At 64.3% G+C, this 20,231-nt stretch carries 24 protein-coding genes and 2 pseudogenes; 7 read left to right on the top strand and 19 right to left on the bottom strand.

Annotation, left to right across the window (positions count from 1 at the left end):
- Positions 1–4: 4 nt before the first annotated feature.
- The 3 genes from ABZX61_RS60520 to ABZX61_RS60510 all read right to left on the bottom strand — a co-directional run bounded on the left by ABZX61_RS60520 (position 5) and on the right by ABZX61_RS60510 (position 1,772).
- Positions 5–511 (bottom strand): transposase, encoded by a 507-nt coding sequence (locus tag ABZX61_RS60520; RefSeq protein ID WP_355210975.1) that lies wholly within the window; start codon positions 509–511, stop codon positions 5–7.
- A gap of 422 nt (positions 512–933) precedes the next feature.
- Positions 934–1,533 (bottom strand): IS630 family transposase, encoded by a 600-nt coding sequence (locus tag ABZX61_RS60515; RefSeq protein WP_355210972.1) that lies wholly within the window; start codon positions 1,531–1,533, stop codon positions 934–936.
- Positions 1,530–1,772, bottom strand: a complete 243-nt coding sequence (locus ABZX61_RS60510; RefSeq protein WP_355210969.1) for a hypothetical protein — start codon at positions 1,770–1,772, stop codon at positions 1,530–1,532. Before ABZX61_RS60510 ends, ABZX61_RS60515 begins: the two co-directional genes overlap by 4 nt.
- 230 nt (positions 1,773–2,002) lie before the next feature.
- Here ABZX61_RS60510 and ABZX61_RS60505 point away from each other — a divergent pair.
- Both ABZX61_RS60505 and ABZX61_RS60500 read left to right on the top strand, forming a co-directional pair.
- Positions 2,003–2,613, top strand: a pseudogene (locus ABZX61_RS60505) (transposase domain-containing protein).
- A complete protein-coding gene (locus ABZX61_RS60500) occupies positions 2,538–3,146 on the top strand; it encodes a transposase (protein ID WP_355210966.1) in 609 nt (202 codons plus the stop codon). Before ABZX61_RS60505 ends, ABZX61_RS60500 begins: the two are co-directional and overlap by 76 nt.
- A 313-nt stretch (positions 3,147–3,459) precedes the next feature.
- Here the strand turns inward: ABZX61_RS60500 and ABZX61_RS60495 are convergent, their stop codons facing one another.
- From ABZX61_RS60495 to ABZX61_RS60465, 7 genes are all read right to left on the bottom strand, one after another.
- Positions 3,460–3,687: a hypothetical protein gene (locus ABZX61_RS60495; RefSeq protein ID WP_355210963.1), complete on the bottom strand. Its 228-nt coding sequence runs from the start codon at positions 3,685–3,687 to the stop codon at positions 3,460–3,462.
- On the bottom strand, positions 3,666–4,223 hold the full coding sequence (locus ABZX61_RS60490) for a hypothetical protein (protein ID WP_355210961.1): 558 nt from the start codon (positions 4,221–4,223) through the stop codon (positions 3,666–3,668). The genes ABZX61_RS60495 and ABZX61_RS60490 overlap by 22 nt, the downstream gene beginning before the upstream one ends.
- Positions 4,224–4,327: 104 nt before the next feature.
- Positions 4,328–5,590 carry a hypothetical protein gene (locus ABZX61_RS60485; RefSeq protein WP_355210958.1) on the bottom strand — a complete coding sequence of 421 codons (1,263 nt, stop codon included), beginning with the start codon at positions 5,588–5,590 and terminating at the stop codon, positions 4,328–4,330.
- Between the two features lie 186 nt (positions 5,591–5,776).
- Positions 5,777–6,919 (bottom strand): hypothetical protein, encoded by a 1,143-nt coding sequence (locus ABZX61_RS60480; RefSeq protein WP_355210955.1) that lies wholly within the window; start codon positions 6,917–6,919, stop codon positions 5,777–5,779.
- A 111-nt stretch (positions 6,920–7,030) separates the two neighbouring features.
- Positions 7,031–7,378, bottom strand: a complete 348-nt coding sequence (locus ABZX61_RS60475; RefSeq protein ID WP_355210953.1) for a hypothetical protein — start codon at positions 7,376–7,378, stop codon at positions 7,031–7,033.
- A gap of 300 nt (positions 7,379–7,678) precedes the next feature.
- Positions 7,679–8,563 (bottom strand): hypothetical protein, encoded by an 885-nt coding sequence (locus tag ABZX61_RS60470; RefSeq protein ID WP_355210951.1) that lies wholly within the window; start codon positions 8,561–8,563, stop codon positions 7,679–7,681.
- A 42-nt stretch (positions 8,564–8,605) separates the two neighbouring features.
- Positions 8,606–9,706, bottom strand: a complete 1,101-nt coding sequence (locus ABZX61_RS60465) for an integrase core domain-containing protein (protein ID WP_355210949.1) — start codon at positions 9,704–9,706, stop codon at positions 8,606–8,608.
- 111 nt (positions 9,707–9,817) lie between these two features.
- Here ABZX61_RS60465 and ABZX61_RS60460 point away from each other — a divergent pair, with 111 nt between their 5' ends.
- Positions 9,818–10,198 carry a hypothetical protein gene (locus ABZX61_RS60460; RefSeq protein WP_355210946.1) on the top strand — a complete coding sequence of 127 codons (381 nt, stop codon included), beginning with the start codon at positions 9,818–9,820 and terminating at the stop codon, positions 10,196–10,198.
- Between the two features lie 128 nt (positions 10,199–10,326).
- The gene (locus ABZX61_RS60455; protein ID WP_355210943.1) at positions 10,327–10,482 is read left to right on the top strand and encodes a hypothetical protein; all 156 of its coding nucleotides are present in this window, start codon (positions 10,327–10,329) and stop codon (positions 10,480–10,482) included.
- Between the two features lie 424 nt (positions 10,483–10,906).
- Here the strand turns inward: ABZX61_RS60455 and ABZX61_RS60450 are convergent, their stop codons facing one another.
- The 4 genes from ABZX61_RS60450 to ABZX61_RS60435 form a co-directional block, all read right to left on the bottom strand.
- Positions 10,907–11,818 (bottom strand): HEAT repeat domain-containing protein, encoded by a 912-nt coding sequence (locus ABZX61_RS60450; RefSeq protein WP_355210941.1) that lies wholly within the window; start codon positions 11,816–11,818, stop codon positions 10,907–10,909.
- A 78-nt stretch (positions 11,819–11,896) separates the two neighbouring features.
- The gene (locus tag ABZX61_RS60445; RefSeq protein ID WP_355210939.1) at positions 11,897–15,715 is read right to left on the bottom strand and encodes an RHS repeat-associated core domain-containing protein; all 3,819 of its coding nucleotides are present in this window, start codon (positions 15,713–15,715) and stop codon (positions 11,897–11,899) included.
- A gap of 48 nt (positions 15,716–15,763) precedes the next feature.
- Positions 15,764–15,970, bottom strand: coding sequence for a hypothetical protein (locus ABZX61_RS60440; RefSeq protein WP_355211064.1), 207 nt, complete (start codon positions 15,968–15,970; stop codon positions 15,764–15,766).
- Between the two features lie 19 nt (positions 15,971–15,989).
- Entirely contained in the window at positions 15,990–16,271 is a 282-nt protein-coding gene (locus tag ABZX61_RS60435) for a hypothetical protein (protein ID WP_355210937.1), read from the bottom strand.
- Positions 16,272–16,520: 249 nt separating this feature from the next.
- On the opposite strand from ABZX61_RS60435, the gene ABZX61_RS60430 reads away from it, so the two are divergent.
- Positions 16,521–16,766, top strand: a complete 246-nt coding sequence (locus ABZX61_RS60430) for a hypothetical protein (RefSeq protein WP_355210934.1) — start codon at positions 16,521–16,523, stop codon at positions 16,764–16,766.
- Positions 16,767–17,156: 390 nt separating this feature from the next.
- Positions 17,157–17,546 (top strand): hypothetical protein, encoded by a 390-nt coding sequence (locus tag ABZX61_RS60425; RefSeq protein ID WP_355210932.1) that lies wholly within the window; start codon positions 17,157–17,159, stop codon positions 17,544–17,546.
- Between the two features lie 173 nt (positions 17,547–17,719).
- Here ABZX61_RS60425 and ABZX61_RS60420 read toward each other — a convergent pair.
- Both ABZX61_RS60420 and ABZX61_RS60415 read right to left on the bottom strand, forming a co-directional pair.
- Positions 17,720–18,171: pseudogene (locus ABZX61_RS60420) on the bottom strand (transposase family protein); the annotation flags it as partial.
- Positions 18,172–18,299: 128 nt separating this feature from the next.
- Positions 18,300–18,491, bottom strand: coding sequence for a transposase (locus ABZX61_RS60415; protein WP_355211061.1), 192 nt, complete (start codon positions 18,489–18,491; stop codon positions 18,300–18,302).
- Between the two features lie 176 nt (positions 18,492–18,667).
- Between ABZX61_RS60415 and ABZX61_RS60410 the strand changes: the two genes are divergently transcribed.
- Complete coding sequence (locus ABZX61_RS60410; protein ID WP_355210929.1) at positions 18,668–19,132, top strand: hypothetical protein; 465 nt, start codon at positions 18,668–18,670, stop codon at positions 19,130–19,132.
- Here the strand turns inward: ABZX61_RS60410 and ABZX61_RS60405 are convergent.
- The 3 genes from ABZX61_RS60405 to ABZX61_RS60395 all read right to left on the bottom strand — a co-directional run bounded on the left by ABZX61_RS60405 (position 19,062) and on the right by ABZX61_RS60395 (position 20,136).
- Entirely contained in the window at positions 19,062–19,421 is a 360-nt protein-coding gene (locus ABZX61_RS60405; RefSeq protein ID WP_355211058.1) for a DUF4158 domain-containing protein, read from the bottom strand. The genes ABZX61_RS60410 and ABZX61_RS60405 overlap by 71 nt on opposite strands.
- Positions 19,422–19,590: 169 nt before the next feature.
- Positions 19,591–19,725, bottom strand: a complete 135-nt coding sequence (locus tag ABZX61_RS60400) for a hypothetical protein (protein ID WP_355210926.1) — start codon at positions 19,723–19,725, stop codon at positions 19,591–19,593.
- A 96-nt stretch (positions 19,726–19,821) separates the two neighbouring features.
- On the bottom strand, positions 19,822–20,136 hold the full coding sequence (locus ABZX61_RS60395) for a hypothetical protein (RefSeq protein ID WP_355210923.1): 315 nt from the start codon (positions 20,134–20,136) through the stop codon (positions 19,822–19,824).
- Positions 20,137–20,231: the final 95 nt, after the last annotated feature.

Raw genomic sequence — 20,231 nt, 5'->3', positions numbered from 1 at the left:
ATGGTCAGGTGGGTGCTGGCAGGGCGCTGAGCCGCTGCCAGCAAGTCAGGAAGGCGTGCTTCCACGGCCAGGTGGTACTGATCTTCACGATCCGCTGGCGGGCGTGACAGACCAGGCGGGCGGGCAGGTGCCTCAGGCAGTAGCGCAGTGTCTGTGGTTCGGCGCGGGCGAGTGCGGGCTCGTCATGCAGACCGAGGAGCCGGGTCCAGGCATCCAGGTCAGCGGCGAGGTTGGCCGCCAGTACCCACCCGACGTTCACATTCCACGTCTTGGAGGGCAGGTTGCGCAGGCCCACGGCCTTGTTGGTGCGTACCCGGTCTTCGACCTCAGCGTGATCGCGATGGACAGCGTCGATGAACTGCACGTGGTGGCTGCCGGGGATGCCGCGCAGTCCGCGCGGGCCGAGGTTGGTAGCGATGATCGCGTACTTCCAGCCGGTCTTGGTCTCCAGTTCCGTCAGTTGGCGGGCGTCGCGAGCCGAGGGCTTGACCCGGCGTACCAGCAGGCGCACGCCCCAGGCTGTGGCGCGTTGGTCCAGGCCGGTCAGTTCGGCGACGTGAGCGTGGGGGTGTACCCGGCCGTCCTGGCGGACGGCGGCGTGCCAGGCGCTGGCGGGGAGCTTGGCGATCGCGGCCTCGTCGACGTCGGTGATCTTCCAGCCGACGGTGAATCGGCGGCCGGCGTACGCGTCGATCCCTCAACGTGACGGCGACCTGCCCCGACGGACCTGGCTGTCCGCGCGGGTTGCCGTCAGGGTTGCCGTCACCGTTCGGTGAGATAGTCACCGGCCCCTGACCGCGTTCGCCTGTACAAGGTCGACAATTGTTATCCGCGGACACTGGTGCGTCGAGGCCCTGCACCACATCCGCGACGTCACCTACCGCGAAGACGCCTCCCGCGTCCGCACCGGCACCGGCCCTAGTGCTGCGTTCCTCAAAGAGCATAGACCAACCGTCGACGTAGGTAGCGGGGAGACGGCGGTGGACGTCCCCATACCCAGGGCTTGGCCTGCTGGTTGAGCTGCGTGGTGGCGATGCGGGTGGCGTAAGCGATGTCGTCGCGGTCGGCGAAGGACACCCCGGCCAAGGCGTGCCGTCGGAAGATACGCCACCAGGCTTCTTGCATATTGAGCCAGCAAGCCCCGATCGGGATGAACGCGTGCCGGATCCGGGGATGGCCGGCCAGCCATTCCCGGGTGGCCACGCTGTTGTGGCTGGACAGGTTGTCGGCGATCACCCAGATGTCGCCGTCTCCAGGGTTGGCGTCCTCTACCTGTTGCAGGAACTGCTGGTAGCAGGCGCTGTTGCGGGACGGAGCGGTCATCGTCAGCGCGGTGCCGTCGGCGATGCGCAGGGCGCCGTACACCCAGGTCTTGTCCGGTCCTCGGGCATAGTCCAGCGGCGCTTTGATCCGGTGGCCATCGGGCGACCAGGCCGGTCCGGGCGCAAAGGAGCGGGGAACGATCGGCCCCAGCTCGTCGGCGCACACCACGACCGCGTCGGCGGGCGGATCGGTGTACAGGCCGACGATCATCGTTCTTTTGCGGCGAACTCGGGGGCCTTGCTGGTCGTCCAGGATCGGGTACGGCGCCATCTCACCCCCTCCTTCAGCAGGATCCGGCGGACCTGGGAGCGGTGCACGTCGATGCCGGCCCCACGGGCCGCGTCGGTGAGCGTGTCCAGCGTCCACACCGCCGGCCCGTTCTCGTCGGAGGCTCTCAGCTCACCGCGGTCTTCCCAGCGCGGATGCCCCGGTGGCGGGCTTTTGGCCAAGGCCGTGAAGTTAAGACGCGCGTGCCTGTAGGCAAGGGATGATCTCGATGTGATGGCTCGCTGAGCGAAAGAAGCGGAGCTCCGGTAGAACGACGTCTGCCAAGACCAACCGTTCGACCTGAGGAGCTCCGCTGTCTGATCAATGTGTCATCACCCGCGAGATCGCGGTAGCCAACGGCTTGCACGCCCCGGGACATCTGGGTGAGTTAACCCAGATCGTGCCGTTTGAGATGGTCGATGCGGCTCTGGCCGAGTGCGGGGCCGTTAAGCGGCGATTGCGTAGTTACCCGCTCGAGTGGTGGTCTATCTGCTACTGACAGCGGCGTTGTTCGAGGAATGCGGCTACCTGGCCGTCTGGCGCAAACTCACCGCAGCGTTGGCCGGCCTGCCGATTCCCCACGTCACCGCCACCGCGTTGTGGCATGCTCGCACCCGGCTCGGCGTGGCTCCCGTACGTGCCCTCTTCGACCTGCTGCGCGGACCGGCCAGCGCGATCCGGACCACAGGCGCGCGCTGGGCCGGGTTGCTGGTGGTCGCGATCGATGGCACCTACCTAGACGTGCCCGACGATCCGGCCACGCGCGCCCGGCTGGGCAAGGGCTCCAACCAGTACGCCACATCTGGCTACCCGCAGATCTTGCTGGTCGCCCTGGTCGCCTGCGGAACCCGAGCCATCATCGACGCCACCTTCGGCCCCCGCACCGCCAGTGAGACCCACCAGGGCACCCGGCTGCTGCGCTGTCTGCGCGAGCAGATGATCGTCCTATGGACCGCGGCTTTGCCACCAACGCCTTCCTCACCGCCGTCGCCGACACCCCGGCGGCCTTCCTGGCCCGGCTGACCGCCACCCGCAAGCCGCCGATGCTGCGACGCCTGCCCGACGGCTCGTTCCTGTCGCTGATCGGACCGGTGCCGGTGCGCATCGTGGAATGCGAGATCACCATCGCCACCGCAGCCGGACGGCGCACCGGTGTCTACCGGCTGGCCACCAGCCTGCTCGACCATCGCCGCTATCCCGCCTTCGACCTGGTCAAGCTGTATCACGAGCGATGGGAAGTGGAATCGGCCTACTTCGCGATCAAGAAATCCATGCTCGGCCGCCGCGTGCTCCGCGCCCGCACCATGCCCGGCATCGCCCAGGAGGTCTACGCCCTGCTCAGCAATTACCAGATCATCCGGATCGCCATCGCCGACGCCGCGCACGCCAGGCCCGACCTCGACCCCGACCGGGCCAGCTTCAGCATCGCCCTGCAAGCCGCCCGCGATCAGATCATCCAGGCCGCGAACGTCCTCGCCGGCACCATCATCGACCTCGTCGGCACCATCGGGCGGGCCGTTCTCGACCAACTCCTGCCCGCCCGGCGACAAGCATGACCCGCTCCCAGCTCACTCCTCATGTGGGGTGCCAAACTGGCGGCAGAAACGGCCGCCAGCTGAGGTAATGGCTGGTCAGTGTTCTGAGATTGCCGTGTAGGTGGTGGATGGGCCGGATTTTGAGCGTGCGGGCGGCTTCGGTGACCGATACGCCTCGGCCACCAGGCGGCACAGGGTGGCCGGTTCGCCCGGGTCGACCACGCAGGGTCGGCCGATGCGTCTCGGTGAAAGTGATGCGGGCGTGGGAAAGCGTTCGCCATGCGGTGATCACCAGTCCGGTTCGGTGGGGATGTGGTGATTTCCTTACCGGCAGTCATGCGGCGAGCATGTCGAGCGGTCCGCCGACAAGCACCAGGGCGAACGCCGCCCAGCGGAACAGATGCAGCGGCCGAGTGCGATGCAGGAGCGCGCCGAGAAGCAGCTCGAAAGCGCCCCTCACAGCCCACCACGCTGCCTTGGCGAGCAGCCAGCTCCAGCCCTCATCCAAGAACCGTTGCCGATCAGCGGGCACATGTTCCGTCAGGAACGCGTCGATCCGCATAGAAATGTGACGACGCTGTCCGGCGCACAGAGCGTCGTGCTCGCGGTCGCATGGATTGCCGTCGTCCCCCACGTGGACGCGGGCAGCTCTGCGATGACGCTCTGATGGAAGGCCTGGTACTCCTCAAGCGAGCAGCCCAGCGCGCGGAGAACGTAGCCCGGACGGCTACGTTCAGCCAATACGTAGTAGGTAATGCCCCACTGATCATAGGCGTGTCCGTGCATGAACTGCTCCCGGACATTCGTGTTGAGGCTGGCCACGCCGGCTTGAGACAGCCTGAGCCGGGCACGGGCGAGAGCGCCGGTAGCGCGAGCCTTCAATTCGCCGCCCCGCATTCGCAGTTTGTGGGGGTCGAGAAGGTCCAACACGATGGACAGCGCGGCGAAGTACAACATGACCTTCCCGACACGGCCCCACACCAGCATGGGCCACCCCCACACCACCATGCTCGTGGTCGAACGGCCGTCGAACCATGTGGCGATGACGTCAAATAGTTCGTTTACGGCCTGCTCCTTCGCGTGTGCAGCGGCCTTCACACAGGTTCCGGTCTTCTCCCGGTTCGCCCCAGCATCAGCTAGGGCGTATCCAGGGGCCTGCTACGGCTGTACCGCTGAGCGCGGTCGTGCTCCTACGCGGGAGGTCACTTGGCGTGCGGATAGGTGACCATGGTGTTTGTGGAGTCGTCCCAGAACAGACCGTATCCGGAGTAGTCGCCGAAGGGAGCCACGACGTAGTCGCCGAGCTGGACTTGGCCTGTGGCGAGGTCGATGGTGACCCGCGGGTCGGCCTGGTCGGCGGTCGAGGCGCCGATACCGAAGGCGACGCCGGTATCGGTCACACCGGTGAGATGGACGGGCTTGTCTTGGTCGGTCTCCTCGAAGCAGTGGCCGGTGCCTTTGTCCAGGTCGAAGGCCGTGTGGCTGCGGACGAGATAGCGTCCGTCGGCGGACAGGGAGGCTCCCTTGGAGTCGTCGGCCGTCACGCGCTGATCCGGTGCGCAGTCGACTCTGGCGCGGACCTTTCCCGTGGCGGGGTCCAGGACGGCCCACGTGTCGTTGGGTGCGCCTTTGTCGCGCCACTGTGCGACGAGGGAGTCCTCGACCGGGGCGATGAAGAGCTTGTTCTCGCTGTCGGTGGTGAGAGTCCCGCCCGACCAGACTCCCGGCACCCAGTAGTGGCGGCGGGGCTGGGTGTTGGTGGCCAGCAGTGGCCCGCGAGGGGTGACCGCTACAGCCTCGGTCGAGGCGAAACACAGCTTGCACTCGCTGGCCGGGGGTTTCATCTTCTTCAGGTCGTACGTCTTCGTCGCGCCTGTGGCCGGATCCACGGTCATCACCACGTCTTCGTCGAACGACGCCAGCAGCCCGCTGCCACCGTCGCTGACCGCGCCGTCGCCATCGAGTTCGAGATGATGCGCCGGCGCGACGTTGTCTCCGGTGGCTCGGGCGGGGAAGATGTCGATCGTGGTGACCTCCCGTCCCTTGCTGACGACGTCGGCGCCCTTGGCGCCGGACGCGGCGGCGACCAGGTAGTCCTTTCCATTTACGGTGGCCGAGAACGCTGACACGATGCCGGGGCCTTTCACCTCGGTCTTCCACAGGCTTTGGCCGCTAGTCACATCGAGCACGGTGAAGGTGCCATTGTTCCTGCCACCTTCCCGGAAGACGGCGACCGCCCCGGAATGCGGCAGGGGGATCTGGGTTCCCGGCAGATCTGACTCCCAGCCGCGGGAGGTGTCATAGAGGCTGGGAACCGACAGCTGTGTTCTCGGCGCCACACGTTCAGGCGAGGCGGACGAGGACGGCGTCCCCGTGCCGGTCCGGGCCCCGTGCGACCCTCCCGAGTCATCGCTTGCCGCACCTCCTCCACAGGAAGTGAGAAGACCGGCGGCCACCACCGCCACGAGTACGCACCTGAGCCGATTCACACGAATCCTCCATTTAGCAGAACGCGTTGGTCGGTTCGGCTGCCGAGATCGGCGCAAGGTTCCGGATCCGGCGCGGTTGCTCTCACCCATTGCCCACTGCCACGTACGGGCCACGGTGACGTGGTTGATCATGGTGACGGTCCCCGCCGGAGGCGTGCGCTTTCAGCGCCATTCGATGAATGCGGCAGTGTCGCCGAGCGCGGAGAACTTCCCGGTTCGCTCGACCTTCTGGGGCGTGGATCCCGGCTTGGTGTCGCAAAGGTAGTAATCCATCGCGGCCCCCTTCTGGGAGAGAAAGGCGAATCTCTGACCGTCGGGGGAGATCACCATGGCGTGGTTGTCGTGGTCGTTGCTGGGGAGTATGGGCGCTCCAGGCTTCGCCCCCGAGGCGATGTCGAGCGCGGCGAACCTGCCGTCCGCGCTGCACAGCACCGTGTCGTTGTCGAGCCAGCCACCACCACAGGAGATGTATCTGCCCTTGTCCACGAGGTCCGGGCTCACCCCTTGGCCCTCGGCCGGGACGTCCAGGACGTAACCTCTCGCCAGAAGGCGTTTGCCGTCCGGTGAGAGGAAGGCGCTGCCGGCCACCACGGCCCTGCTCGGAGTTCTCCCCACCATGATGAGCTCTTGGGCAGTCCTGACCTCCAACTGGTCGACCGCCTTGTGGTCCCCGGCAAGCGCTCGGCTCGCGATCCGGTCCTTGGTGGAGATCCCAGGCTGGTCGGTCACCTCGTAGGTGAACCAGACCGCGCTCCCGTCCCGGGAGAAGGCCGCGTTCTGCTCGTGCGGAGTGTTGCCGAAGTCCTCGTTCCCGGTCAGGTCGGTGAACTTGCCCGCACGATCGACATACCCCACATGAGTCGCTGCGGTCTGCGGGTCCTGGGTGACCACGGCCATCTTCGTGAAGTCCTGGTCGAAGAGTGATCGGATGGCTGTCACATCCTCGGCATCAGCAGGCAGCTCATCGGGCTCGCACAGTTGCCTCACGGCGGTGTTGGGCTCGGATCTGTCGTACTCGACAATCGCCGTGTCCGGCAGTTGGAACTCCGTATGCGCCAGGTGTTTCCAGCTTTTCGGGTTCCAGCCATCGACGTTGATGACTCCGCCGCTGCCGTTCCCCCGCGAGCAGACAGCCGTAATGATCATGTTCTGCTGGGCGAAGTCTTCACTGGTGCCAGCCTCCGAAGACCTGTGGCCGGCGTCCGCTCCCGCCCGGGGCTGGCCTCCGTCTGATGAACAGGCAGCGAGGCTTGCTGCCAAGACCAGCCCGAGAAGGAACGCCGTTGCTCTTGGCGTGTCAACCATTCGTCTGTCCCCTGTCCAATAAGCCCAAGCACTCCTGGTCCGGGGGTTAGCAGACCCGCCGCCAGGATGGAGGTGATGGCCGCTGGTTCTTGATTCTCCCGAGGAGCCTTTCTACGAGTGGTCGCGATCGGCGTCCGGCCTGCATGTCTCGTAGTTCGAGTGACGGATGGAACTGAAGTTGTCGACGGACATCCAGCCGTATGTCCCCGTCCCCTTCACCCGGCCATAGACCCAGAGGTTGCCGCGCCCGTTCCGAACCCAGCAGTGGAAGTAGATGACCCGGCCCTTGCCGAGCCTGGTCACGTTCCCGCACCGGTCCGCATAGGGCCCCTTCTTGAGGTTGTAGGAGCCCTTCATCACGCCGTAGCCGCCGTCCAGGTTGGAGATGGAGGAGTTGTACGCGTAGCACGGAGACGGGGTGGCCGACGCGGCCGGCCCGTTCACGAGTGTCGCTGCCATGATCGCGCTGGTCGTAACCAGCATTCCTACCGCCTTGGTCCCGACTCGCATGTTGCCCCCTTGGTCCTGTTGTCAACTGGCGATCCACATGGTGCGCCGGGCGGTGTTGAGAACTTGTTGAGTATTCGTTGAGGAGGCGGGGAGCATCGATGGGGAATGACGCGGTGCGGCTATGGCCGAGCTGGCGCTGGGCCGCATGCGCGCCAAAATCGGTGACCTGTCGATGGCATTGGAGGGCCGCTTCAATGAGCATCACGCGCTGATGTGTCGCCTGCACCTGCAGCATCTCGATCTTCTCGATCAGAGGCTCGCCAAGCTGGATGCGCAGGTCAAGGAGATGATGGTGCCCTTTCGCCTCGCCCGGGAGCTCATGCCAAGCATCCCCAGGATCGGGCCGATGGCCGCCGTCCAGGTGATCGGCGAAATCGGTGTCAGCCCGCACTTCCGGATGCGATCCTTCAGCCGGCTGGCGGCCTTGGAATCGACCCGGATCTTGACTCCGGAGCGGGTGAAGTAGAACCAGAACCCCAGCAGCGTCGCCTGCGACGCGTGCCGGACCGAGGACTTCTCCCGGTTCACCTTGAGCTTCAGCCGCTGCTCGACCACGGTTGTGACCGAGTCGAGCACCCTTCGGGCGGCTCGTTCACTCCGCACGAAGACCCACAGGTCGTCGGCATAGCGCACGAACCGGTGACCGCGCCATAAGGATGTCGAAGTTGACCCGGTCGAAGAACCGTTCAAGATCGACGTCCACGACCTATCGCAGGCCGTCGTCGATGACTCACCGCGCGGCCCGCACCGCCTGATGGGCGGACTTCCCGGGCGAAACCCAAACAACGAACTCGAAAAGGACGGGGCGAAGATCGGCGTCAGGACCTGCGCGATCGCCTGCTGGATCAACCTGTCCAGCACAGCGGGCACTCCCAGCAACCGCTCCCCACCGGCGGGCTTGAGGATCACCACCCGGCGCACTGGTACGGGTCGATACGTGCCCGCGTCCAGCGCCTCCCGAACACCCGCCCAGCGCTCGCGGCCCCACAGCCGCAACTCCTCCGTGCTCATCCCGTCCACACCCGGCGCGCCCCGGTTGGCCTCCACACGCCTCAACGCCCTGCCCAGATTCGCCGGCGAGAGGAACTCCTCCCACAACGACGTCTCCAGGCCAGGGATCACGGACTCCGACAAGGGCGCCGACCTTGCGCCTGCCGAAAACCTCATCCACCCAGCTCAAGCAGCATGTGAGTATTCGTGGAGTACTCCGCCGAGCCGATCTCGTCGGCGTACCTTCAGGTCGACGATTCCGGCTGGATCAGTGATCGGATCGGGGACGGCGCGGAGTGGAGCCGCCTGGTCCAGGGCTTGATGGGCCCGGTGCCGGTTGTAGAACTCCTCATACTCGCGCAAGGCATTCCGCAGATGGCGCTCGTTCCAGAGCAGGCATCGATCCAGGAGCTCTCGACGGCACGACTGCACCCATCGCTCCATGACCGCGTTCATCCGCGGCATCCGGATACTGGTGAGCACGGTTTGGATGCCGATGTCGGCGAGGAGCTCCTCCGTCGGGGCCGGGAACTTCCCGTCCCGGTCGTGGATCAAGAAGCGCGCCCGGCAGCCTGCCTCCTCCAGATCCATGACGAGATTCCTGATCGCCTGGGTGACCCAGGCGGCGGTTGGGTTGGCGGTGGTGCCCAGCACGCGGATGCGCCGGCTTGCGTACTCGATGACCGCCAGAATGTACTGGCACTGCCCGTTCAAGGTGATGGTCTCGATGAAGTCGCAGGCCAGGAGCGCATCGGCTTGCGACCGCAGAAAGTCTGCCCACGTGACCGACATTCGGTCAGGGGACGGGTCTATGCCTTCCTGTTTGAGGATCTCCCAGACGGTGGAGGGCGCAACCTTGATGCCGAGGGTCGCGAGTTCACCGTGCACCCGGCGGTACCCCCACGAGGGGTTCTCCCGGACCAACCGCAGAACGAGCAGGCGGATGGACCGCACGGTGGGCGGACGCCCAGGTCGTTTCGGCCGACAGGTGCGGGCGTGCCGCTGCTTGAGCAGATCGCGGCGCCAGCGCAGGACAGTGTCCGGGCGAACGAGGAGCCGCAGCCGGCACAAGACCTCGCGGGGCAACGATGACAGGAGCGCGGCGAGGAAGGCTCGGTCCTCGGGAGCAAACCTCACCCTGGTGTCCGCGCCGAGCTGCCGTTCGAGAACGGTGATCTGGTGACGCAAGGCAAGAATCTCGACGTCCTTGTCCCGATCGCCCAGCGGCAACAACCTCAGCGCGGCAAAAACGTTCGTGACGGCCAGGTAGGCCAGGCGAAGAAGCACAAGTGATCATCCTGCCGTTGCCCTGCCCCTTTCGAACGCCAGAGCCGGCGCATGTCGGTCGCGGTCAGGGACGCCCGATGACCTGCACGGATGACATTATCGGCAGGGACAGTGCTGACCCACGACCGCGAGAAGCTCGATGCTGCCGCCGCGCGGCTGGCCGAACTCCTCGGCGACATCCTTTCGCGGAATCAGGAACTGCAGAAGGAATCCGCGCGAGTACGGGCAGAGATCATGGCCGACCTCCGGCCCGTGATCGAGTCCACGCCGGTCGAAGACCGCGGAGCCATCCTCAGCTACCTCGTCGTCCGCATGCAGGAAATCTTCGATCGGCAGGGTTCGCCCAAGGTCGGATTCTCGAGCGGATGCGCCGGAGCTGAAGGAGGAGGCGTACGCGTGACAGAGGATGGAGCGTACGCGGGCGCGTGCGTCACCGGCTCGGTGTCGGGAGGACCGACCGGAGGCGGGATAGAAGGAGGTTTCACCTACTGATCCTCGGCTCCGAGCCGTGCCCGGTGGTGACGGGTGCGGGCAGCAGTTTGCCGACCGGGACGGTGCTGGGGGTGTGCGGTGCCAAACTCGCCGATGGCATCTGATCTGGCCGTCTATCCTCGGCACACGTGTTCCTAAGCCTGCTGTATCTGCTGATGGTCCGGTTGTTCGGCTGGTTGACGCTTCTCGCGCGGGGCGACACCTCCAAGGAGGTGAAGATCTTGGTGTTGCGTCATGAGGTCGCTGTCCTGCGTCATCAGGTCTCCCGGCCACCACCAGATTAGGCCGATCGGGCGCCGCTGGCCGCACTGGCGCGAGCAGCCTGATCGCCCTCCAAACGCCCAGCTCAACAACAGCATCCGCGTTTTGGCACCGCACAGGCCTGAGGATCTCGCGCACCACGCCGGTAACGGCTCTCGTTCAGCAACACAGCTCCCACACAGGCAAGGGACATCGACCGGAAGACCCGGGTCAACATCCCCGCATGCGCGGGGAACACGTGAGCGAGCTTAGCTGAAGTATTCCTCCCACTCAGCTCGAAGCTTCTTAGGCCCCTGCACCTTTCGGCTCTTCCGAATCTCGAATTCCATCGCATCCCGTGAGCTGGAAGGTGGATTCATTGGCAGATCTCGACGTGCGAGCACGCGCACATGTTCAACTGTTCGTCTGATCGGCGCGACGCGTAAGCCTCCCGGTCTCAACCATAACTCACAGCAACCACACGTCGGGCTTCGCTTTTGGTTTCCAGATCAAGGTAGCGGAGCTTGCCTGCCATCTGTCGAGAATTTCTTCCGCGAGGATGTCGATCCTGCCCATATAGTATGGAACTCCAGTTGGAATCTCGTTTAGCGATTCAACGCATCCCACGAGAATCTCCGCTAGTTCAGGCTCAGGTGCACCTTTCCAGCCGAGTCCGATTGCAGCTCCCCATCTGATGATGTCTACGGGGTTATTCAGGAATCTTTGCAAGGTCGCGCCTGAATCTCCCCTGGCGGTATCCATCAAGCCAAGGGAAATAAGCGCCGTGGCCAATACCACCTCATCGTCTTCGCGCATCACTAGGTCAAGTATTGCGGGCGCAGACATAGAGGACTTGTCTGGATAATACCCAAGGATTGCGAGTATCCATTTGCGCCCATTAGGGCTACTGGTCGGTAGCAGCTGGATTACGCTGTGAATCTGGTCACCTACGGCGTCATAGCACTGAAGCTCAATGCGTTTGCTTTTTGGCTCCGCATTGCCGCCCTCATCTTGTAGGGAGAATTCCTGTCGATGATCAGCGTCAGGCATATGACGCTTGTTGGTCGTCTCAGAACGAAGGCGTTCCGGATTGAATGCTCCGAGTAGATAGTCTTGATCGTCTCCGATCGCAAAAAATGCGATCATTTCCAGCAGCTCTGTTCGCTCATCTGGGCCAAGATGCCTGAGCGTTCCAATAAGTAGAGGTATGGCGTGCGGCGTAGCTGGATAGCGCGTCCCGTGCACGACGAGCCTTGACCACAGGGTTTCACGGGCACGAACCCGGTCTTCCGCATCCTCGGCCGTCAGCATTTGAATAATTTGAGGAATATCTTCCGCGCTGCCGCTGGCATCTTCAAGCTCAGTCCAACTCAACTCCATAGTTAACGGTATCAAATACTGTCACATGCCGCAACTCTGGCCCTGCATTATTCAATGCAGGGCCAGAGTATTGGAGAGCTAGGCGGGGTCTGGCCTCCTATAGAGGTTCATTCCCCATGCATCTAGTATGCCCTCCACATAGGTTGAATCTCCCGCGAACAGCTTGCCCGTCGCGTGACCCATTTGTGCAATGCCGAAAATGTCGAGAATGCTCATCGCGCCAGCCGCGCCGCGGAACAATAGCGGTGCACCTGGACGACCTGTGGGCGCTAGGATCCCTGGCCCGCGAGGTCCAGTCGGTTTACCGGACTTCCATGATCCATCCTCGTTGAATACTGCCTCGGGCGTCGCGCCTGAACCAGGACGATTAGGTCCTACATTGTAGGGTTTGCCGTCGGCGGGACCGCCAAGCCATTTGAAGATGACACCTATACCCCTCTTTGCGGTTTCCTTCCTAAGCCAATTGTCGCAGCCGTTCTTCCCTGGACATGGGCCTTGATCCCCGTTTGCCACGATGACCAAGGTGTTGCCCTCTTTGAGCCATCCCTTCTTTTCGAGATAGGCTATGATTCGCCTCTCGAGGTGGGTGTCCCAGCTTTCCTTTTCCCCCATCCCTTCATTCTCGTGGCCGGAAAAGAATCCGGATTCGGAGTATAGAAGCTCGCCGTTCTTGCCGTACACTGCAGCCGCGCCCAGCATCGTTTTGGGCCTCTGCAGCAATCTTGTCGGTTCTTTGCCGCTCTTTCTATACGTCCAATCAAATTCCTCCTGCCATGACATGAGGCCGGTTCTGTATCGGTACTTCTTAAGCTCTTCGTGGCCTCGGCTCTGGGCTTCGTACTCTCCGGCAGACATGCCCTCGGGGATATGCCCATCGATTTCGATGTTGTTGATTGGGTTGCCGCCGGTGAAGCTATACCGGTTGGCGGTCCAGGGGTCGAGGCCGAGGGAGAGGTCGGCGAGGGCGCCGTTGTAGGTGTCGAGGTTGAGGAAGCGGTTGAGGCCGGGGTTGTAATTGCGGAACCCCATGTCGTACATGCCAGTGGAGTTGTCCCAGCGCTTGGCGTTGAAGCGGTAGGGGTTGTACTCCTCTTTGGCGGTGGGGTCGACGGGGTCGGGTTTGTCGATACCGGTGAAGAGTTTGTCGTCGTTCTTGCCGTACGCGGTGTAGCCGTAGGTGGCGCGGGTGTCGCCCGACTCCGAGGAGATTTGTTCGACGTCGGTGTGCGGGTTGTAACCGTAGTAGGAGGATTCCTCGGTGTTGTCGCCGTTGATCTTGACCTGGGAGAGGCGTTCGCCCCAGGGCGAGTATTGGAAGGACTTGACCAGTTTGCCGGCCACTTCCTCGTCCAGGACCTCGGCGGACAGGCCCAGGTAGGAGTAGGTGGTGGTTTTGGCGTTGGCGGTCCCTTCCTTCTCGGTCTTGCTGGTGGTGCGGTTGAGCGGGTCGTAGGTGTAGGTGGTGACGGTGTTGGTGGTGCCGTCGGTGCCGAGTTTCTCGTGCTTGGTGACGTGGTCGAAGCCGTCGTAGGTGTACTTCTCCCAGGTCTTGCCGCCACCCTGGATGGTCCGCAGCCGCCCATAGGGGTCGTAGGTGTAGGTGCTGGTGGCTCCGTTGGTAACGGAGGTCATCAGACGGTTGCGGTCGTAGGTGAAGGTGGTCTTCTTACCGAGCACCTCTTCTTCCCACACGTTGCTGTTGGGGTCGTGGGAGTAGGTCTCGGTCTCCGCCGTCCCGCCGCCGACGGGAGTTTTGACGGTTTTGGTGATGCGGTCACGGGGGTCGTAGGTGTAGGCGTAGTTGTTGTCGAGGTAGGCGCCGGGGTTGTCGGCGTTCTGAATCTTGGCGTGGTCGCCGGCGCGCTGGAGATTGCCCTGGTAGCCGATGGTGTGCTCGGCCACGACCGCGGCGTTGGGCTTCTTCTCCAGGCTGTGGCGTAGGGCGCCCGACAGGAAGTAGTCGTAGGTGACGGTGTTGCCGTTGGCCTTGGTCTCGCTCTGGCGTTCGCCCCTGGGGGTATAGGTGTAGCGGGTGGTCTTTGGCGCGGGGTCGGTGGCCGACTTCTTGTTGACCACCTGCTCGACCAGGTCACGCACGTCGTAGCCGTAGGTGGCGACCGTCTTGTCGTGCGTGCGCGTGGTGACGGCGCTGTTTTCGTTGTAGACGTAGCCGGTGGTGTTCTTCAGCGTGCCATCGAGCGACTCCTTGATGGCGTCGATCTGGTTGAGGTTGGTGTAGGAGATGTCCCACAGGTCGATCTTCGCGGTCGGGGACTTGTCTTCGATCGTGGTGAGGTTGGCGTTGGCATCGTAGGTGTAGGAGAAGTCCTTCTTCTCGGCGTCGGTGTCGCCGCTGTTGTCGCGGACCAGCCTGACCGCATCAGCCGCGACGGTGCCGTTGGCCTCATCGGTGAGGGTGACGCTGTGGGCGGTGCCGGCGGTGAAGGCGTAGGAGCCGAGTTCGACCCAGGTGCCGGAGTTCTTGGTCTGGTCCAGGGTGACGCTCGCCTCGCCGCCCTGGTGCTTGACCTTGTATGTGGCGTTGGTGGCCGTCGCACCGGACGGGTAGCGCACCTGCACCTTGTAGGTGCCGTCCGACGGGGTGGTCAGGTTCCAGGCGAACGACGATTGGCCGGTGCCCGCGGGAGCGGTGGCGTAGTCGTAGCCGACGAAACCAGTGGCCGCCTCGGCCTGCGGGCCGACGATGTTCGACGCCGAACTACCGCCGCCAGCAAGGGTCCACGTGCCGGTGGTGATGGTCTGGCCGGTGTCGGAGTTATCGGACAGGACGACGTCAAGGCCGAGGGGGACGCCGTCGTCGGAGTGGGTCTTGAGTTTGCCGTCGGGGTAGTACGACCAGTCCAAAGCCCGCTGCGACGAGCCACCCGTGCTGGTGACGGTGCGGTTGGTCTGCAGGCCGAGCTGGTTGTAGTCATAGGTGGTCTTGATGTCCCACGGGTCGGTGGTGGTCTTGGACCAGCCGTTGTCCCAGTAGGTCATCGTGGAGACGTTGCGGATCGTTTGCCCGTGCGAGGGCGGGTGGGAGATCTCCTTCAGCCGGGAGACCGCATCGTAGGCGTAACGGACGCTGTCGGGCTTGTTGTAGACCGGGTCGGACCGGTCGTAGGGGTAGATCTCCTCGATAGGACGGTTGAGCTTGTCGTACTTGGTTTCGGCGACGAAGTCGACCAGATCGCCGCCGCGTTCCACACCGCGCGGGGTGATGGTCTTGGTCTTGTTGCCGACCTGGTCATAGGCGAACTGGGTGGTGACGTACTTGATGACCCCGTCGGTCTCGGCGTGCGGGACCTTGGTCTCGACGACGTCGCCGCGCTCGTTGTAACCGGTGATCGTCTTGTTGTTGTCCTGGTCGGTCTGGCTTACGACCCGGCCGTCCAGGTCGTACTCAGTGCCTGTCTCGAACCCGGCCGCGTCCTTGACGGTCTTGACGCGGTGGTTGCGGTCGTAGGTGTAGAACGCCGCGTAGTCGCCAGTGTCAGAGGTGGCGTTCTTGCGCGGGTCGATGACCTTGATGACGTTGCCGACGTCGTCGTACTCGTAGGTGATCTTGTTCTGCCGACCGCCATTGGCGACGTCGGTGGCAGTGACGCCGATCACCTGGTAAATGTCGTCGTACGTGTACGTGGTAGTGAACTCGGCCGGGTCCGCGCCGGGCAGGTTGCCCTTGGGCTCGGTCTGGGTTTCCAGATTGCCGGCCAGGTCCCACGTGAAGGTGGCCTTGCGTACCGGCCCCTCGTCGCTGTCCTTGGGCAGGAACGAATCGGTCAGCTGGTCGGCATCATCGTAGACGGCGGTGGCGACGGCACCGTTGGGCGCGGTGGTCGTGGTGATGTTGTCGTTGGCGTCGTATTCCGGCGCCGGGGTGACGATGAACACCGGTGGAGAGGCGTCCTGGTCCTTGGGGACCTTGGACTCCAGCGGCCGTTACGCAGCGTGGCGGTATTCGCTGATCATGCCCGCGACGACGGGTTTTCGGCGGATGGATCGCAGGTCGTTGAGGTCGGTCACGTCGCGGGCGGCCTGCGTTGCGGTGTCCGGGGGCCGTTGGTGCCGGGACTGGTGCGGCCGGTGCCCGTTGTAGTGGATCAGATACCCCTGGAGCACGAGCGCCAGGCGGCGTTCATTGAGGATCAGAATCCGGTCCAGAAGTTCACGGCGCAGGGCGCCGATGGCCCGCTCGCCAGGTGGCGTTCATCCTCGGCGTCCGCGGCAGGGTGGTGATGGTCCATAGCCCTTCGGCCGTGAAGACCTCCCGAAAAGCGACGGCGAAGAGCGGGTCCCGATCGTGGATCAAGAACCGTAGCCCGGCGATGCGCTCCCCCAGGCCCATCACCAGGTTGCGGACCTGCTGCACCATCCACGCCCCGGTCGGGTGCGCGCTCACCCCACCCAGGCGCAGTCGCCGGGTACCGTGCTCGATGAAGACCAGCACATACAGCCGTTTGAGCAGCAGCGTCTCAACCCCACCAAGAAGTCACACACGATGATCGCATGAGCCTGAGCGGCCAGGAACTGCCGCCAGCTCGGCCCAGCCCGGCGGGGCGCCGGATCGATACCGGCCGCGCCCAGGATCTCCCACACCGTGGAGGCCGCGATCGGGAACCCCAGCCGGGCCAACTCGCCCTGAATTCTCCTGTGCCCCCAGGTCGGGTTCTCCCGCGCCATCCGAACAATCAGTGCCTTGACCGGCCGGCGGGTGCAGGGCCGCCCCGGGCTCCGCCTCCCGGTGAAGGTCCACTTCCGCGCCACGAGGTTGCGATGCCAGCGCAAGATCGTCGCAGGGGGTTACTGGGAACACCTCCGCCCACCGGCGGCGCTGGACCAGCCGCGACAACGCCGCAAGCCAGAGCCCGTCGGCGTGACCCCGCTGCGGCCGGACACCGAGCTGACATCGACGCACCTGGTTCTCGTGACGCAGCACCAGTAGCTCAGCTTCCTTGGACAAATCAGAGCGGACCAGCACCGCCACAAGGCTGCACAAGCACCGAACCACCCTGTAGACCAGCGACAACGACACCCCCGCGATGGGGACAGCCGCCGCACTGATCGCGCAGCAGAACCCCAGCTCAGAGCCCGAAACCGTGTTTCCGAGCGGGACACGGCCAGCGCTGATTCACCGCTGACCGGGAAACGGGTCACGTGGCCGGTCAGAACATACCGCCGCTATACCGCCTCTCCTTACGATTCGGACAGCGAGTCAACCGCCACGAGAAGGCGTTATGCGACTGGCCAACATCGGGACGTCTTTCGTCGGACTCGGCCTTGACGCAGGCTCCGTTTCGTGCGGTATCAGGATCCTTCCGGACGTAAGGAAATCATGATGAAGAATCTGCTCAAGGCCGCTGCGGTCGGCGCTGCCTTGGTCGCATCAAGTGCTGCGATGGCACAGCCGGCGATGGCGAGTGACCTCTCGTGGACCTTTAGCGACGGCGTCATCTCCTATAACGACAGCACGAACAAGTTCTGCGTGCGGGCGTACGACTCTGAGGGCGCCCGCCAGGTTTCAGCGACGATTACTCCCACGGGCGGCGGTAGGTCGGTCACTGTCACGGACAAGAACGACTTCTACGGTCACTCGGGCGGCACATGCATATACCTGAACAGCAGCTACGTCCCGGAGAACACCAGCCTCAGTGTGAGCGCCAAGTCGTACTGGGGCGAGCGCGGCACTTGGGTGGGGCGCGGGAGCAGGACAATCACCACCTGACCAACCTCCTGGCTCACTCCGCACGCCGTGCAGGCGCGCGGGGGGAGCCAGGCCGCGTCGGCTCCGGGGTGACGGTGCGGGCCGCACGCTGGTGTCCACGGCGAGGTCTCCCGCACCGTGGACACCTACCTGGCGGGCCCGGACGCTCCCGAGCGCCCCCGCCCCGCCACCGCGCCCAGCACGCGCGGGATCCGCAGCGGTGGCAGCGGCAGCCGCATGAGCAGGCGCAGTGCCGTGGACCTGGAGACCGCGACGGCCAGGACCGCCGAGAGCCGAGCCCCTGCCCGGCCGGCCGGCTCTGTGACTACGGCGCCCAGTTGGCCCGTGAGCCGACGAGTTCGACGCTGGTAGCGCTCGAGCAGCCCGGGTACCTGCTCACGAAACGTCTGCCGACCACATCCCATGCCGGGCAGAGCAGACATCGTCCCTGTACCGACACCACCACCCGCCGACCGTCGACGGGGAGATCGGCCGCCGTCCGGCTGTAGTAGCCGTGCACCCGCCCGGTCAGCGTCCCGCACACCGGGCACGGTACCGGCTCATCGCGCGTCCTGGCCATGACCCGAATGAGGTCGTCCTCGCCCTCCACACTCCCGATGACCAGGGCAGACAAACCCGTAAACATCACACCCGTAAGATCATCGATCTTCGACATGGCCCAGCCTGGCAGCTGATCACTCAGCGCCACCACCGATTACGGGCCAGAGCCGTTGTTCTTACACTCCCGTGTAGGACTCTGCTGGTTAACTCGTTTCAGGCGGTCAGGGCTGGTTCGAGTCGGGCCAGCTGGCTGGTGCGTTTCCGTGCCAGAGAGTGGCCGTTCCACCAGGCGTCCAGGCGGATCAGGTTGACGGCGATGGCGCAGACGATGTGTTCGAGGTGGACCTTCTTGATACCGCGGTAACGGGCGCGGCGTAGACCGGTGACGGTGACGGCTGGGTGGATGGTGGCGAGCCTTCAGAGAGATATCTGGCCGCTCCACCAGAGCAGGGGGTTCGACCCGCGACTTGCTGTGAACATACCACCGCTATACCGCCGGTGTTTAGCATTCTTCGCGGTGCTCTGATCACAGGCGGAGCATCGCGAAGTGTTCTTGTTAACTGACAAAGGATTCGAATTTCATGCGGAAGCTCTCCCCCTCGAAAATGCTCGCCACTGTTGTCGGGGTCTCTGCGGCCTTCGCCGTACTGACGCCGGCCATGACCGCCATGGCCTCCTCCGCCACCACCGCTTCTTCGAGCGTCTCTTCGGCCGACTGCAAGGACAAGTGGAGCAAGCTGAACACGAAGGACGGCTTCGTCAGCTACGTCCTGAAGCTCTGCAGCAACGGGTACGGCGAGGCGCGCGGCAGCGTGACGGACACCAAGAACGACGCCTGGACGACCGTGGTCGAGGTCTCCTTCAAGAAGAGCAACGGCAACGAAATTTACGGCGGGTACAAGGAGGCCGGCCGGAACAAGGGCCACAAGAGCTTCAAATGGTCCACGACCCGCACCAACCTCGACCGGATTACGATCAGGGCCAAGCGCTGCCTGCCGGGCACGATCGTGTGCAACAACACCAAGACCTACACGCTCTACCCCTGATCTGAGGCGTGGCAGTCGGGTCGCCAAAGGTTGGCAGTTTCGGTGAGAGATGGCCGAGAGCTTTCGGAGTTGTCGGGCCGCGCGTACCTTCGTGCAGCCGAGTAGCCGCCGCGACCGCCGCAGTAAATACCGGATTTGCTGCGGCAGCCGCCAGCGCCGTGCCCAGCTTCGTCTGGATCTGCCTGGCATGTTCCCGGTGCGTCGGCTCCCGTTGCGCATACAGCTTCAAGCATGACGCGTCCGCGATCCCCAACTGTTCGGCCAGATAGTCGATCACCTCGGTCGGCACCCTGAAGGGGACGAGGCCTTTCAGCTGAAGGGCACGCTGTGGGTCCGGGTGAGCAACCTCCTGCTGGAGGTTCAAAGCAACGACGCCACCGCGGTCGTCCGCCAGATCCTGGACCGCCTGCCCGACGGATAAGGATAAGTGGGCGTTTACGCCTGTCTGATCCCAAGTCTCAGGTGCCGCGCCAGGACGAGGTGGATTCGCCGGCGAGACGGCGGGTCATGACGTCGATCATGACGATGTGGATCACGACTTCGGAGCTCGTGGGCAGGGCCTCGTAGTCGCGGACCAGCCGGCGGTGCAGCATCAGCCAGCCGAGAGTGTTGGGCCGAGTCCGGGCGCGGTGCCTGGATTGCTCCAGGTCCGTTTCCCGGACCCGCCCGCCGAACCCGGCGTGCGACTCTCACCGCACCGGGCTCTCCACGAGGTCATGCCGTCGGGCAGGTGTGGTCAGGGCTGTCGGCCAGGGTGACGGGATCTTGGTGCCTCGATAGCGGTATCGGGTCACCGGAACCGATGCGATCTTGAACAGTTCGACCCCGTCGAAGGCGATGGGTTGCCATCCCCGTGGGGTGCGCAGCCATCGCTGGATGGCTCTCAATGTCATGCGGTTGCGCTGCATCACCCAGTTGATCACTCGCCACCAGATGAAGTTCTGCAGGTGGGAGAAGGTGTGCTTGGCGACCGCGTGCTTGAGGTAAGCCAAGCGCAGCACCACAACCGATCACCATGCCGCTCGCCGGGGCGCCCGGGACACCGCCAGGCCGAGATCGCCCATCATGCCTACGACCTGCGCGGATGAATATTCGGCAC

Origin of the sequence: Nonomuraea sp. NPDC003709, assembly GCF_040610775.1 — a bacterium.
GTDB lineage: Bacteria > Actinomycetota > Actinomycetes > Streptosporangiales > Streptosporangiaceae > Nonomuraea > Nonomuraea angiospora_A.
Note: the sequence above shows the minus strand (reverse complement) of the source record. Positions and strands in the feature narration are given on the sequence as shown.